The organism is Listeria goaensis, assembly GCF_900186125.1.
In the GTDB taxonomy this organism is placed as follows: domain Bacteria; phylum Bacillota; class Bacilli; order Lactobacillales; family Listeriaceae; genus Listeria; species Listeria goaensis.
The window spans coordinates 26,799-40,954 of sequence record NZ_FYBQ01000001.1; the positions used below are offsets into that span (position 1 = coordinate 26,799).

Sequence of the window (14,156 nt, forward strand, 5' to 3'; positions counted from 1 at the left end):
TACATGGTGAAAATTACAATTAATCAAGTGAAAGATTATGTAGGACAAGAAGTTACAATTGGTGTTTGGCTCGCAAATAAACGTTCCAGCGGCAAAATTGCCTTTTTACAAATGCGTGATGGAACTGCCTTTATGCAAGGTGTTGTTGTGAAGGCGGAAGTGCCAGAAGACATTTTCACACTGGCAAAAGGCATGACGCAAGAAACGAGTTTTTATGTAACGGGGGTCATTCAAGAAGATAGTCGTTCTTCGTTTGGTTATGAAATGACTGTTCAAAATATTGAAGTGATTTCAGAAGCACACGATTATCCGATTACACCGAAAGAACATGGTACGGAATTTTTAATGGACCATCGCCATTTATGGTTGCGTTCCAATAAACAACACGCGATTATGAAAATCAGAAATGAAATTATCCGCGCATCTTACGAGTTTTTCAACAAAGAAGGTTTTATTAAGGTGGATCCGCCAATTTTAACAGGCAGCGCACCGGAAGGCACAACGGAATTGTTCCACACGAAATATTTTGATGAAGATGCTTATTTATCGCAAAGTGGACAACTTTACATGGAAGCAGCCGCAATGGCACTTGGAAAAGTGTTTTCATTTGGTCCAACATTCCGCGCTGAAAAATCCAAAACGCGTCGCCATCTTATCGAGTTTTGGATGATTGAACCAGAAATGGCCTTCTATACGTTAAAAGATAGTCTTGAAGTGCAAGAAAAATATGTCGCATTTCTTGTAAAATCCGTTTTAGACAACTGCGCTATTGAACTTGAACGTCTTGGTCGTGATACAGCCGTTCTTGAAAAAATGACGGCGCCATTCCCGCGGATTACGTATACAGATGCGATTACACTTCTTAAAGAAAAAGGTTTTGATGATATTGAATGGGGCGAAGATTTTGGTGCACCGCATGAAACCGCGATTGCCGATAGCTTTGAAAAACCTGTCTTCATCACGCATTATCCAAAAGGCATCAAACCTTTCTACATGCCAGAAGACCCTGAAAACAGCGAAGTCGTTCTCTGTGCGGATTTAATCGCACCAGAAGGATACGGCGAAATCATCGGTGGTTCCGAGCGTATTCACGATTTAGATTTAATGCTTTCTCGTGTAAAAGAATTCGGTCTAGATGAAGAAGCTTACAGCTGGTATATCGACTTGGCACGTTACGGTTCCGTACCGCATTCTGGTTTTGGACTTGGATTAGAGCGCACAGTAGCTTGGATTTCTGGCACTGAACACGTTCGCGAAACCATCCCATTCCCACGTCTATTGAATCGTTTATATCCATAAAAATAAATGACATGCAAAAATAGCGAAACCCAGAAGGTTTCGCTATCAGCTTGTAGAAAAACTCTAAACTTTAAGCCAAACAAAACGTACCACGCACAATCAGATTGATGACAAATGGTGAGATTCTTACGCATGAGTACCGCACCGGAGCGTACTTGAGTAAGTGATGACTGAAAACAGGAAGGGCGTAGTTTGCCCGACCATGTGAGAAGTTAGGCGAAGCGGAACGGAACGGAGGCTTTAACGACGAAGATTGCTGTTTGTCATCAGTCTGTAGCGAAACCTAGGAGGTTTCGCTATTTTTATGTCCAAAATGAAACTTTCCCGCATTTTCTTATTTTTTTCGTCTATGCTATAATTTTATGTGAGGTGTTTTGGATGGAAAAAAATGAATTAAGTGCGTGGATGACAGAAGGCTTTGTCACATTACCGCAAATTCTTATTAAACATTATACGAAATTAAATATAGACGAAACGGAATTTATGCTTGTTTTGCAAATTGAAGCGTTCCGTGTGAGCGGGAATTCGTTCCCTAGTATTAGCGAGCTGACCGAGCGAATGGGGACATCATTTGAGCGGGTGACGCGATTGCTCGAATCGCTTGTTAGGAAGGGCAACTTGGCCATTTTAGCACAGGAAAATAAGCTGGCTCATGAGGTTTATTCTTTAGAACCGTTGTATCAAAAACTTGCCGCTTTTTTAGCAAATGAAGAACTTACGAATCAAAAGGAAGCGGTTAACGAGGCAGAAACGCATATTTACCGCACGTTTGAATCCGAGTTTGGTCGGCCGCTCTCCCCGCTTGAAGCCGAAATGCTATCGGGCTGGTTGGACCAAGATCACTTTGCTCCGGAATTAATTCGTGAGGCGCTAAAAGAGGCGGTTATTTCACAGAAACTCAATTTTCGTTATATCGACCGGATTTTATTAAACTGGAAAAAAGAGCAAGTGAAAACGGTAGAAGACGCGCGACGTATTGCTGAAAATTTCCATCAGAACGGGCGAACTGGAATTACGACAAATCGAAGTGATATTCAAAAAAGTAAGGACTCCATTCCGCTGTATGACTGGCTAGAAAATCGAAAAGGGTGATGGACACGTGTTAAATAAAAAGCAAACGGTAATGTGCATTCAGGAAATGGCAAAAATGTTTCCTAATGCGCATTGTGAGCTCGTACATAAAAATACATTCGAGCTTTTAGTCGCAGTTGTACTATCCGCACAGTGCACAGATAATTTAGTAAATAAGGTCACGGCTTCTTTGTTTGAAAAATATCATACGCCCGAGGATTATTTGGCGGTTCCACTTCAAGAGCTAGAAGATGATATCCGCTCAATTGGGCTTTACCGCAACAAAGCAAAAAACATTCAAGGTTTATCAAAGCGCTTATTAGAAGTATTTAACGGCGAAGTACCAAGCACACATGCGGAATTAGAAAGCTTACCTGGTGTCGGCCGAAAAACGGCGAATGTCGTCTTATCAGTCGGATTTGGCGTCCCTGCAATGGCCGTAGATACACATGTTGAGCGCGTTACAAAACGCCTCGGAATATGCCGCTTAAAAGACTCTGTTGTCGAAGTGGAAGAAACTTTGAAACGTAAATTGCCTGAAGAGATGTGGTCAGATGCGCACCACGATTTGATTTTCTTTGGACGCTATCATTGTAAGGCGAGAAAACCAGAGTGCCCAACATGTCCGCTCCTTTTTATTTGCCGTGAAGGGAAGAAACAAGCGAAAGCGAGAGGTTTTGATGGTTAAATTTCAATATGTCGAGGAACTCCAGCACGTTGCATTTCCTGCGCCGAACGTGAATATCAACGCCTTTGACGAAGAATCGATATTCGTTGCGGGCTGTCCTTTTTGGCAAGAAACCTTATTTTATACGAAAAACGAGGGTGTGCAACCATGGGCAAATGATGCCGAAAAAGCCTGTCGTAAACTCACCAAACAAATGACAGCCATTCTAAGCGCCATGGAAGCAAAATTTCGCGCACATGAAAAGCCCGACTCCTACCTCGTTCAAGATGCACTTGGCATTTTCTTGACCATTCTTTTTTGGAGTAACAGAAAGCCTGTCCGATTAGAAAATTTAAATGAAGCGCTAAGCGAACTGTCCATTAAGCCGCTAAATCTTGAAGAACGACTCGAATATTGTCTAATGCGCGCCCATACATTTCCAGGATTTAAGCAATTAAACGAGCTTTTGCTAGAACAGCGAAAATTAATTGCTAAGCATAAGTAAAAAAAGAAGTATAGCAGATAGCTATACTTCTTTTTTATTAGTTACTTGGAGGATCCCCATTGGCGTTGTCCCCGTTATTATTGCCAGGATTATTTCCATTCTGGTTATTGTTTGTCGCGTCGTCATTTGCGCTAGCATTTGCAGGTATTGCAACAGATGTTGTCGCGGCGCTGCTTCGTTTATTATCCTTTATTGCTACAACGCTAATGTTGACCGTACTTCCCGGGCTCATTCCACTAACCGTAATCGAAGTGGTTGTGACCGTTGATTTTTGACCATTTACGGTCACTTCATAAGTGGCGCCTTCAACAGCTCCCCAACTTGCGGAAACTTGTTTAGTCGCTGTATTGTAAGATGCTGAGATGCCACTTGGTGCTGCAAGAGGTTTATTTTTTTCCTCTTCAGCCTTCTTCTTCTCTTCCTCAGCTTTTTTCTTCGCTTCCTCTTCAGCTTTCTTCTTCGCTGCTGCTTCCTTTTCTTTATCCGTTGTTGAAGCCGTTTTGCTTGGTGCTGTGCCAGCAATAAATAACTCATTCGTTACTTTGTCGCTTGGCGTACCAGCAGCCGCACGAACAGGAGGATTAGAGCCTTTTAGAATCGGAATAGATACAACGTTACTAGGTGCTTTAAAGTCGGCAGTTGTTTTATTAGCTGAAACATGACTCATTAATTTACTAAACATGCGTTGCGATATTTTTTGCTCATTTGGAGATAAATAATTTTTCAAGCTGTCATAACCAGTCCAAACGGCGATGGTGTAATTCGTTGAGTAGCCAGCAAACCACGCATCACGTGCCGCACCATTTGGATAATAGTATTTACTTTGTGCCGCAGCGTCAAAGTTTGTTGTCCCTGTTTTACCAGCGACTGGAACACCAGGAACAGCTGCACTTGTACCAGTACCCATCGTTAAAACATCTTTTAAAACATCAGAAGTCATATAAGCAGTAGATTCCTTCATTGCCACTTCGCTTTTCGGTTCCATATCAATCGACGTATCGCCATCAGATAGGACGATTTTGGTTACCGTATGAGGTTTGGTATAAATCCCTTGGTTCCCAAAAGCCGCGTAAGCACCAGCCATTTGAAGAGGATTCGACTCATTAGCACCAATCGCATAAGACTCATAGAACTCTTTGTAATTAAAGCCGAGTCCATCAGTGAAGGCTTTTGCCTTATCAAGTCCAACCGCCTGTAATGTCTTAAGCGCCGGAATGTTACGTGACTGGTAAAGGGCTTGCCGAACCGTTATAGGTCCTTTATAGCCAAAGTCCCAGTTGTTAATTTTAGAGCCCCCCGTGTACGTATACGGTGCGTCATCTAAAATTTGAGCAGTAGACCAATTTAAATATTCGAAAGCAGGACCATAATCAGCAATTGGTTTCATCGTCGAACCAACTTGGCGTTTAAGCTGCGTCGCATAATTGTAACCACGTGTAACATTCTCTGCCTGATTTCGCGAACCACCTATAGCTTGCACACGGCCGTTTTTCGTATCCTGTAACACAAGACCAGCTTGCATCTTATCATCCGAATACTGTACGATTTCGTTCGTATTTAACATTTTTTCCGTATACTGCTGGGCATCTTGATCAAGTGCCGTATAAATCGTTAAACCATCCGTGTAAACATCATATTCTTCCGGAATTTCACTTAAAACTTGTGTGACGTACGCATCATATTTGTACGTTTTTTCCTCACGTTCTTTTTGAGAACGCAAGCCGTCTGAAATAGGTGTTTGTTGCGCTTGTTCCATTTCTTGCTTCGTAATTTTATCATGGTTGTACATGTTTGTGAGTACTAAATCACGACGTTTTTTCGCCAGTTCTGGATCGTCATACGGATTGTAGTTGTTTGGACTTTGCGGCATACCAGCAATTAAAGCCGTTTGCCCTAAATTCAAGTCCTTCAAGTTTTTTCCGTAAAAATGTTCAGCCGCCGTTTCCATACCATGAACTCGGTCAGACATATACACTTTGTTGACGTAAATTTCAATAATATCATGTTTGCTATATTTTTCTTCAAGTTGAAGAGCTAAATAAGCTTCTTGCGCTTTACGTGCAAGCGTCTTGTTGGTGTAATCCAGATAGCTCATTTTAATGATTTGTTGCGAGAGCGTACTTGCTCCTTCCGCACCAAAGCCATTTTTAACATTCGCGATAACGGCGCCACCTAAACGAATAGGGTCGAGACCATCATGCGAGTAGAAACGCGAATCCTCTGTAGAAAGAATTGCATTTTCCAGCTGTTTTGGAATATCTTTATACTCAATATACTCACGGCGTTCTGTACCGATTTCTGCAAAGACCTTACCATCTTTATCTAAAAGTTTAGAAGATAGCGGGTCACGCAATTTTGAATCAGTGAGTTCAGGCGCGTCTTTTGCATAGACGTAAAATAAAGATGCACCAGCAGCAATACCAAAGAACGCAAAGAATAGAGCCACGAAGAATATGGATTTAAAAATCGTTTTCGCGATATTTTTTTTGGGCTTTTTCGGCTTAGCATTTGTCTTTTTGCTGCGATACTCTGATCTAGTTTGCGGTTTTTCTGCCATTCATTTTTCTCTCCTTTAATCAAATCGAACTAAAAAAGTGTGAATCTAAAATACTCAAATAGTCCAACCTTGGATTTAGACCATAGGGAATCAGTGTCGAATGCACTTTTAGCTCAGCAAGCGTGATAGATTTACGCCCACCATCTTGCATTCTTTCCCAAAACGGCAAGAAAGAGTCAAAACTTGTTAAATAAACTTCCCCAAGTGAGCTAAAAGAGGTAATGACAAAAGCAAAACCACCTTGGTTTAAAACTTGTTTCATGTGCTCCATTTGATGGGGATGAAAATTACTTAACGGAAAAGAAGTTTTGTTTTTTGTTTCTTTCGCTTCAAAATCAAGATACTTTCCTTGATAGACGCCGTTATAGTCTGTTGTTGACGGCTGCTTGAAATAGGCTTCTTTAATTGTCGCGCTACTTCGTTTTGGATAGTCAACTCTCACAATTTGAACAGGGGTGGGTTTCTTGTGAATCACTGCCCGTTCATGTGCCAAATAATAGGCATTGGTTTCATTTAAATCTTCCTCAAGCGACATACCACGTTTCCCGTAGTTTGTTTGCGGCTTCTTTTTTACAGGGGACTGGCTATTTTGATGCAGCAGATTTTTCTTTCCATTAGGATAGCCAATTGCCATATGCTCACCTCAATTATGATTATTATTCAAAATGAACCATTCTTTATTATACCAAATTAAAATGAAAATGATAGTAAATTTTGGCTAAAGCGCATACGAAAGCCTTTTCTGCTTAGTAAAAAGCGCCTTTAAAGCAGAGAAATGTTTTAAAAAGCGACTTTATGTTATCCTAGTTTAATAGAAACTTTAGGGAAAGGTGCTAAATATGGACAAACTTGTCGCGCAAACAAAGGCGCTTTTACAACAAAATGAAGAAAATTTCAAACGCTATTTAGCCAATCAAAAAGCGCAGGAAGACTTTGATTTTTATCAAGATATGAAGCCGTTTGTTGATGCCGCTAAAGAAAAATGTGAGCAATTTTTAGCGCTTGCGGTTCCTTATGTGAACAAAAACAGGCCGCTTTATTTAACAGAAACGCAACTTTTGCAGTGCACTCAGAATATTCAAATGACCGCTGTCAATTGTTTTAATGGAAAATCCTTTTATAAACATTTTCATGATCATTATGAATCATCTAAGTATACACTAGAACGCATGTTAACTGCATTAGAACGAGGTGAAAATTTAGAGTGAAATCGATTGCTATCTCGGGCTATAAGAATTTTGAATTAGGTATTTTTAAACGTGATGCCGAGGAGGCCAAGTATATCCAATTGGCGCTAAGGAAAAAATTGCTTTCCTATATAGATGAAGGTTTGGAGTGGGTCATTATTTCTGGGCAGCTTGGAACCGAGCTTTGGGCCGGGGAAGTGGTGCGTGGCTTGAAGCAAGAATATCAGGTTCAGCTGGCGATTTTAGAGCCATTTGTTGAGCAGGCGAGTAACTGGAATGAGGCGAACAAACTGTGGTATGAGGAAGTCGTTGCCGCAGCAGATTACCGGGCCTATATTACGGAGCGCCCGTATGAGAATCCCGGACAATTCGGCATGCGCGACCAGTTTATCATTGAAAACACAGGAGGCGCGCTCTTGCTTTATGATTTTGAGAAGGAAGGGTCCCCCAAATTTTTTTATGAACGGGCAAAGCACTTTTCGGAACAAAATGAGTACGCGCTCACACTAATTGATTTTTACGAGTTACAAGAAATCGTCGCCGAAACTCAAAATGATTTTTTCTAAAAAAGAAGGGTTTACATTGACAAATGTTATTAGATTTGGAAGAATAAGGATATAGATTTATTAATTAACTCGATGAAGAAACAATCATGAAATGAATAAAATTGAGGTGGATATTATGGCTGAGGAACAATTTGATTATCACTTAACAGCAAAAGAAATTTTAGAAAAAGCGTTTAAAACTGGCTTGCGTGGCTATAATCCAGAAGATGTGGATGAGTTTTTAGATATGGTCATTAAAGACTATGGAACGTTTACACGTGAGATTGAAGCTTTACAAGCGGAAAATATTCGCCTTGTGCAAGAGCTTGATAGTGCATCTGTAAAATCAGAACCGACAAGAAGTGCGTACCAAGCGCCAGCGCAAACAGCAGGTGCTACTAATTTTGATATTTTAAAACGTTTATCAAATTTAGAAAAACATGTTTTTGGAAATAAGCTAGACGACGGCGAATAAATGTGATAGTATCAGCTAGTAGAAAATTTTATTAACGTTCGGATAATCGCTGCGTTATGCAGAGGAAAGTCCATGCTCGCACGGTGCTGAGATGCCCGTAGTGATCGTGCTTGGTGAAACCATAAGCCAAGGCAAACTGATGCCAGTTTGACGGCAGGTGAATGACCTAAGTCTTTTAGATATGGTCATTGTACCTTGAAAGTGCCACAGTGACGGAGTCCTTTTAGAAATAAGAGGAGTGGAACGAGGTAAACCCCACGAGCGAGAAACTCAAACAATGGTAGGGGCACTTTTCCCGAGTAAATGAATGAGGGAAGAGACACCTTTTAAGATTGTCCATAAATGGTAAGATTCTAGAAAAAAGTGAGCACCGTACTGGAGCGTATTTTTATACGTGAACAGTGGTGCGCAAGCTTTTGACAATGAAGGTTGCTATTTATGGGCAATCTGGGTGTAGATAGATGATTATCCCTTTACTGTAACCCTGTAAGCAGTAGAGGACAGAACATGGCTTATAGAACGTTAATAGCAGGATGAAAATGAACAATTAAGGCTGTTTCAAAGGGCCACCGCATTCTTTTAATGCCTTTTACGTGTTACGTAGATGTCCTTTTGAAGCAGTTTTTTTCTTGGATAAAATAAAAAAGGATGATGACGATGAACGAATTTAATCTTGTAGCTACCGCTGCATCTGGACTTGAAGCCATTGTCGGCAAAGAAGTGAAGCGGCTGGGCTACGAACCAAAAGTTGAAAATGGGAAAGTATTTTTCAGTGGGGATAAAAGCGCGATTGCTCGTGCCAATTTATGGCTGCGCGTAGCGGACCGGGTCAAAATTGTCGTCGGTGAATTCAAGGCGACCACATTTGATGAGCTATTTGAAAAAACAAAAGCTTTGCCGTGGGAAAATTATTTACCGCTTGATGCGGCGTTTCCAGTTTCCGGTAAATCCGTTAAATCAACGCTTTTTAGCGTGCCGGATTGTCAGGCGATTACGAAAAAAGCGATTGTGAATCGGCTTAGTGAAAAATACCGGCGGAGTGGAAGGCTCATGGAGACGGGGGCGCTTTTCAAAATAGAAGTGTCGATTTTAAAAGATGTTGTGACGCTTACGATTGATACGAGCGGAGCGGGCTTACATAAACGTGGCTATAGAACGGCTCAGGGCGGTGCTCCGCTTAAAGAAACGATGGCAGCAGCACTTGTTTTACTGACGAGCTGGCACCCGGACCGTCCGTTTTATGATCCGGTTTGCGGCTCCGGCACGATTCCAATTGAAGCGGCGATGATTGGGCAAAATATTGCGCCTGGATTTAATCGCGATTTTGTATGTGAATCATGGGACTGGATGCCCAAACAGATTTTTAAAGATGCGCGAAATGAAGCGGAAACCCTTGCGAATTACGACCAGCCACTTGATATTTTAGGGGCGGATATCGACCACCGTTTAATCGAAATCGCGAAGCAAAATGCGGAAGAGGCAGGGCTCGCTGATTTAATTTCCTTTAAACAAATGCAAGCAAGTGACTTTACGACTGAAAAAGAATATGGCGTTGTCGTGGCGAACCCGCCTTATGGTGAGCGTTTAGAAGACGAGGAGCAAATTCGAATTCTTTACAAGGAAATGGGCGAAGCATACGCAAAAATGCCAACTTGGTCGGTATATGTACTCACGAGCTATGAAAAATTTGAAGAAGTTTACGGAAAAAAAGCAACGAAAAAACGTAAATTATATAATGGTTATTTGCGAACGGATTTATATCAGTATTGGGGACCACGAAAACCGAGAAATAAGGAGTGAGTGACAATGTCAGAATCCATTTATGAAATTGAAAAAGAGTTTTTGGCTTATGTGAAACGCAAAGAAGCGCTTAGCGAGGCGCTCAATTTAGTTTATTGGGATATTCGCACGGGAATTCCGAAAAAAGGCGCGGAAGCACGTGCTGAAGTCATTGGCGTGCTTTCAGAAGACATCTTTAAACTCGAAGTCTCAGAAGAAATGGCGGCGTTTATTGCCGCTCTTACGCCGCATAAAGACGAGTTAGGAGAAGTGGGACGTAAGACGCTTGAAGAGTGCAGTCGTTTATATGAACTCAACAAAAAAATTCCTGCAAAAGAATTTGCTGCTTATTCCAAACTTGTTGCGGATGCGGAAAACGTTTGGGGCGAAGCCCGTGCGGAAAACAATTTCGCGAAATTCGAACCACTTTTAACCCAAATTGTCGCGATGAAACGAAAGTTCATCGAGTATTGGGGCTACAAAGCGAATAAATACGACACGTTGCTCGAGCAATATGAGCCGGGTATGACGGTGGAAACGCTTGATGCCGCGTTTGGGAAGTTAAGAAGCGGGATTATGGATTTGCGCAAAAAAATGGAGCAGGGCGAGGTACCAAGCAGCAAGCCACTTCAAGTGAATATCGCAAAAGACATTCAAAAAACGTTTAGTGAACGTATTTTGCAAAAAATGGGTTTTGACTTTGACGCAGGCCGCTTAGATGATACGATTCACCCGTTCGCCATTGGGTTAAATGTGAATGATGTGCGGATTACGACACGCTATGCCGAAGATAATTTCAAAATGGCCGTGTTTGGCATCATTCATGAAGGCGGGCATGCCATTTATGAACAAAATTTTGACCCGAAACTTTCGGGTACACCGCTCTCAGAAGGCGCTTCAATGGGCATTCACGAATCGCAGTCGCTCTTTTATGAAATCATTCTCGGCTCAAGCTTCGCCTTTTGGAAGAGCAATTTTAAAGACCTTGCTGAACTGGCTAAACCTGTGTTTGATGCGGTGTCGCTGGAGGACTTTTACCGCGCGACGAACATTTCTGAAAGCTCACTCATTCGAATTGAAGCAGATATTTTAACGTATCCGCTGCACATCATGATTCGCTACGAGCTAGAAAAAGCTCTCATGAACGGCGAACTTGAAGTGGCCGATTTAAGAGAGGCATGGGCGAACAAATACGAAGCCTACCTCGGCGTTCGCCCTGAAAAAGATAGCGATGGCGTCTTGCAAGACATTCACTGGGCAGGTGGCGATTTCGGCTACTTCCCGTCTTACGCGCTCGGCCTTATGTACGCCGCCCAGTTCTTCCACACCATGAAACGTGAAATTCCGAATCTTGATGCGATTATCGCAAGCGATGACTACACGGAAATTCGAAAATGGCTTACAAAAAACGTCCATCAATACGGGAAGCTAAAGAAACCGCTTGAAATTTTGCAAGATACAACAGGCGAAAGTTTAAACCCCGATTATTTGTTAGATTTATTGAATGAACGTTACAAATTTGTTTACAAGTTCTAAAAAAGCGATTGACCAAACGAAAACCGTTCGTTATAATGGAAAAATAATTAAATGAAGCACTTATATAATAATTGTGATATGGACAATGAGTTTCTACCCGGTTGCCGTAAATAACTGGACTATGAGTGATAAGCGACAATCAGCACAGCTGGTTTATTTTGCCTATCTCTCTAGCCGGGAGATAGGTTTTTGTTGTCTTTAAAATGAAGGGAGAACTTGTTTTGAAGTTATTAGAAGACTATATTTTGGAAAAAGGGACGGTTTTAGAAGGTGATGTGCTGAAGGTCGATGCCTTCCTGAACCACCAAATTAATCCCCGCTTAATGCGCGAAATCGGCAATGAATTCGCGGAACATTTTAAAGGTCGCGGTATTACAAAAATCGTCACCATCGAATCATCAGGTATTGCGCCCGCTGTATTCGCTGGGCTTTTCCTTGATGTCCCCGTCATTTTTGCGCGCAAGAAAAAATCCGTCACGTTGAAAGAAAATTTATACACGGCGGACGTCTATTCGTTTACAAAAAAAGAAACCAATTCGATTTCCATATCGCAAAGCTTTTTAACGAGTGAGGATACAATTTTAATCATCGACGACTTTTTGGCAAACGGACAAGCCGTTCTTGGTTTACTTGACATTGCCAAAACGGCAAAAGCAAAAGTTTCAGGCATCGGCATTGTCATCGAAAAATCATTCCAAAAAGGACGCGCTTTACTAGACGAAGTAGGACTAGAAGTACTCTCACTAGCTCGAATCGCCTCACTTGAAAATCAAACGATTCGCTTTATTAGAGAGGAGAATGGCGATGTTAAATAAAGGCAGAATGGCCGCACTCGGCTTTCAACACGTACTGGCAATGTATGCTGGCGCAGTTATTGTCCCACTCCTCATTGGTGGGGCGCTCGGCTTTAACGCCGAACAAATGACGTACCTCGTTTCCATCGACATTTTCATGTGCGGCATCGCTACGCTGCTCCAATTAACCGTCAATCGTTTTTTCGGCATCGGCTTGCCAGTTGTACTTGGCTGTGCAGTCCAGGCGATAGCGCCCATCATTTTAATCGGGCAGGAAATGGGCATTTCTGCGATTTACGGCTCCATCATTGCGTCAGGCCTCTTTGTTCTTCTTATCGCGCCGTTTTTTTCAAAAATTGTGCGCTTTTTTCCACCAGTCGTAACGGGTTCGGTCGTGACGGTGATAGGCTTAACGCTCATTCCGGTGGCGATTAACAACCTTGCAGGCGGACAGGGCGCAAAAGATTTTGGCTCGTTTTATAATATCGGCTTAGGATTTGGCACGCTCCTGCTCATTATTTTAGTTTATCGATTCGGCAAAGGATTTACGAAAGCTATCGCCGTGTTGATTGGGCTTGCCTGTGGTTCGCTTGCTGCCGCGATTTTAGGTGGTATCAATTTAGCCCCCGTTAAAGAAGCAGACTTTTTCCATCTCCCACAACCATTTTACTTTGGTATGCCGACTTTTGAATGGCCAGCAATTGTGACGATGATTTTAATCGCACTCGTCAGCATGGTTGAGTCCACAGGCGTGTATTTCGCACTGTCTGACATTACGGGTCGCACGCTTGATAAAAAAGATTTAACACGTGGTTACCGCGCAGAAGGGCTAGCCATCATTCTCGGCGGAATTTTCAACACTTTCCCGTACACAGGCTACTCCCAAAATGTTGGTTTAGTGCAATTATCTGGGATTAAAACACGTAAAGTTATCTATGTCGCCGCCGGATTTCTAATAATCCTCGGTTTGATTCCAAAAATTGGGGCAGTGACAACCATTATTCCAACAAGTGTTTTAGGTGGTGCCATGGTTGCGATGTTTGGTATGGTCGTTGCCCAAGGAATTAAAATGCTAGGTAAGGTGAATTTCACGTCGCAAGAAAATTTGCTTATTATTGCGTGCTCCGTCGGTGTTGGACTAGGCGTTACCGTGGTACCAGATCTATTCCAAAACTTTCCATCTTTCATTCAACTTTTCACAAGTAACGGTATTGTTGCTGGAAGCTTTACGGCAATCAGCTTAAATATTATTTTTAATATGTTACCAACACGCAAAAAAGAAGCAACAGAAGAGTTAGAGTGGCAACAGGTTAACGACTAATTTTCTTAAAGCAACCTCATTTGGGTTGCTTTTTTAGTTGACTTTTTTGTAGAAAAGCGTAAAATGTAAAACGTAATGATTCCTATTTATAGAAATGAGGAGAAACGATGGCTAAAAAATCGAAGGTAGCAAAATATGAACGACAAAAAGCATTAGTTGCTAAATACGCAGAATTGCGGCGCGAGTTGAAGGCTGAGGGACGCTACGAAGAACTTCGGAAATTACCGCGTGATTCATCGCCAACGCGTTTGCATAACCGCTGCGAATTAACTGGTAGACCACATGCATATATGCGTAAATTTGGCATGAGTAGAATCCGTTTTCGCGAACTTGCGCATAAAGGACAAATTCCTGGCGTCAAAAAAGCCAGTTGGTAAAATTATACAGGTGAAAATTGACGACAAACGGCAATTTTCGTTG

14 protein-coding genes, 1 other RNA gene and 1 riboswitch are annotated in these 14,156 nt (G+C 41.9%); of the genes, 13 read left to right on the forward strand and 2 right to left on the reverse strand.

The genetic code is table 11. From position 1 onward, the window contains the following. Positions 1 to 6: 6 nt before the first annotated feature. From asnS to CFT42_RS00160, 4 genes are all read left to right on the forward strand, one after another. Positions 7 to 1,299 (forward strand): asparagine--tRNA ligase, encoded by a 1,293-nt coding sequence (gene asnS / locus CFT42_RS00145; protein ID WP_088815303.1) that lies wholly within the window; start codon positions 7 to 9, stop codon positions 1,297 to 1,299. 378 nt (positions 1,300 to 1,677) lie between these two features. Beyond that, on the forward strand, positions 1,678 to 2,391 hold the full coding sequence (locus CFT42_RS00150; RefSeq protein WP_088815110.1) for a DnaD domain-containing protein: 714 nt from the start codon (positions 1,678 to 1,680) through the stop codon (positions 2,389 to 2,391). A 7-nt stretch (positions 2,392 to 2,398) separates the two neighbouring features. Next, positions 2,399 to 3,058, forward strand: coding sequence for an endonuclease III (gene nth, locus CFT42_RS00155; RefSeq protein ID WP_088808579.1), 660 nt, complete (start codon positions 2,399 to 2,401; stop codon positions 3,056 to 3,058). Continuing rightward, positions 3,051 to 3,542, forward strand: coding sequence for a YpoC family protein (locus CFT42_RS00160; protein ID WP_088815111.1), 492 nt, complete (start codon positions 3,051 to 3,053; stop codon positions 3,540 to 3,542). The genes nth and CFT42_RS00160 overlap by 8 nt, the downstream gene beginning before the upstream one ends. A gap of 37 nt (positions 3,543 to 3,579) precedes the next feature. Here the strand turns inward: CFT42_RS00160 and CFT42_RS00165 are convergent, their stop codons facing one another. Both CFT42_RS00165 and recU read right to left on the reverse strand, forming a co-directional pair. Beyond that, complete coding sequence (locus CFT42_RS00165) at positions 3,580 to 6,099, reverse strand: PBP1A family penicillin-binding protein (RefSeq protein ID WP_088815112.1); 2,520 nt, start codon at positions 6,097 to 6,099, stop codon at positions 3,580 to 3,582. A gap of 19 nt (positions 6,100 to 6,118) precedes the next feature. Then, positions 6,119 to 6,733, reverse strand: a complete 615-nt coding sequence (gene recU / locus CFT42_RS00170) for a Holliday junction resolvase RecU (protein WP_088808582.1) — start codon at positions 6,731 to 6,733, stop codon at positions 6,119 to 6,121. A 205-nt stretch (positions 6,734 to 6,938) separates the two neighbouring features. Here recU and CFT42_RS00175 point away from each other — a divergent pair, with 205 nt between their 5' ends. The 9 genes from CFT42_RS00175 (at position 6,939) to rpsN (ending at position 14,113) form a co-directional block, all read left to right on the forward strand. Then, complete coding sequence (locus tag CFT42_RS00175; RefSeq protein WP_088808583.1) at positions 6,939 to 7,307, forward strand: DUF1798 family protein; 369 nt, start codon at positions 6,939 to 6,941, stop codon at positions 7,305 to 7,307. Then, positions 7,304 to 7,852, forward strand: a complete 549-nt coding sequence (locus tag CFT42_RS00180; protein ID WP_088815113.1) for an SLOG family protein — start codon at positions 7,304 to 7,306, stop codon at positions 7,850 to 7,852. Before CFT42_RS00175 ends, CFT42_RS00180 begins: the two co-directional genes overlap by 4 nt. Before the next feature lie 115 nt (positions 7,853 to 7,967). Next, the gene (gene gpsB, locus CFT42_RS00185; RefSeq protein ID WP_088808585.1) at positions 7,968 to 8,306 is read left to right on the forward strand and encodes a cell division regulator GpsB; all 339 of its coding nucleotides are present in this window, start codon (positions 7,968 to 7,970) and stop codon (positions 8,304 to 8,306) included. Positions 8,307 to 8,340: 34 nt separating this feature from the next. Continuing rightward, positions 8,341 to 8,826, forward strand: an RNA gene (gene rnpB / locus CFT42_RS00190) — RNase P RNA component class B. 137 nt (positions 8,827 to 8,963) lie between these two features. Then, on the forward strand, positions 8,964 to 10,106 hold the full coding sequence (locus CFT42_RS00195) for a THUMP domain-containing class I SAM-dependent RNA methyltransferase (RefSeq protein ID WP_088808586.1): 1,143 nt from the start codon (positions 8,964 to 8,966) through the stop codon (positions 10,104 to 10,106). Positions 10,107 to 10,112: 6 nt separating this feature from the next. Next, positions 10,113 to 11,621 carry a carboxypeptidase M32 gene (locus CFT42_RS00200; RefSeq protein ID WP_088815114.1) on the forward strand — a complete coding sequence of 503 codons (1,509 nt, stop codon included), beginning with the start codon at positions 10,113 to 10,115 and terminating at the stop codon, positions 11,619 to 11,621. Positions 11,622 to 11,661: 40 nt separating this feature from the next. Then, positions 11,662 to 11,763: riboswitch (purine riboswitch) on the forward strand. A gap of 79 nt (positions 11,764 to 11,842) precedes the next feature. Then, complete coding sequence (locus CFT42_RS00205; RefSeq protein ID WP_159458132.1) at positions 11,843 to 12,436, forward strand: xanthine phosphoribosyltransferase; 594 nt, start codon at positions 11,843 to 11,845, stop codon at positions 12,434 to 12,436. Next, positions 12,426 to 13,736: a nucleobase:cation symporter-2 family protein gene (locus tag CFT42_RS00210; protein WP_088808589.1), complete on the forward strand. Its 1,311-nt coding sequence runs from the start codon at positions 12,426 to 12,428 to the stop codon at positions 13,734 to 13,736. The genes CFT42_RS00205 and CFT42_RS00210 overlap by 11 nt, the downstream gene beginning before the upstream one ends. Positions 13,737 to 13,843: 107 nt before the next feature. Beyond that, positions 13,844 to 14,113 (forward strand): 30S ribosomal protein S14, encoded by a 270-nt coding sequence (gene rpsN, locus CFT42_RS00215; RefSeq protein ID WP_088815116.1) that lies wholly within the window; start codon positions 13,844 to 13,846, stop codon positions 14,111 to 14,113. Positions 14,114 to 14,156: the final 43 nt, after the last annotated feature.

Excerpts from the sequence above, each read along its gene's own strand:
- recU (WP_088808582.1), bottom strand. The coding sequence starts at position 6,733 with ATGGCAATTGGCTATCCTAATGGAAAGAAAAATCTGCTGCATCAAAAT.
- CFT42_RS00175 (WP_088808583.1), top strand. The coding sequence starts at position 6,939 with ATGGACAAACTTGTCGCGCAAACAAAGGCGCTTTTACAACAAAATGAA.
- CFT42_RS00195 (WP_088808586.1), top strand. The coding sequence starts at position 8,964 with ATGAACGAATTTAATCTTGTAGCTACCGCTGCATCTGGACTTGAAGCC.
- gpsB (WP_088808585.1), top strand. The coding sequence starts at position 7,968 with ATGGCTGAGGAACAATTTGATTATCACTTAACAGCAAAAGAAATTTTA.
- rpsN (WP_088815116.1), top strand. The coding sequence starts at position 13,844 with ATGGCTAAAAAATCGAAGGTAGCAAAATATGAACGACAAAAAGCATTA.
- CFT42_RS00210 (WP_088808589.1), top strand. The coding sequence starts at position 12,426 with ATGTTAAATAAAGGCAGAATGGCCGCACTCGGCTTTCAACACGTACTG.
- CFT42_RS00160 (WP_088815111.1), top strand. The coding sequence starts at position 3,051 with ATGGTTAAATTTCAATATGTCGAGGAACTCCAGCACGTTGCATTTCCT.
- CFT42_RS00165 (WP_088815112.1), bottom strand. The coding sequence starts at position 6,099 with ATGGCAGAAAAACCGCAAACTAGATCAGAGTATCGCAGCAAAAAGACA.
- CFT42_RS00200 (WP_088815114.1), top strand. The coding sequence starts at position 10,113 with ATGTCAGAATCCATTTATGAAATTGAAAAAGAGTTTTTGGCTTATGTG.
- CFT42_RS00150 (WP_088815110.1), top strand. The coding sequence starts at position 1,678 with ATGGAAAAAAATGAATTAAGTGCGTGGATGACAGAAGGCTTTGTCACA.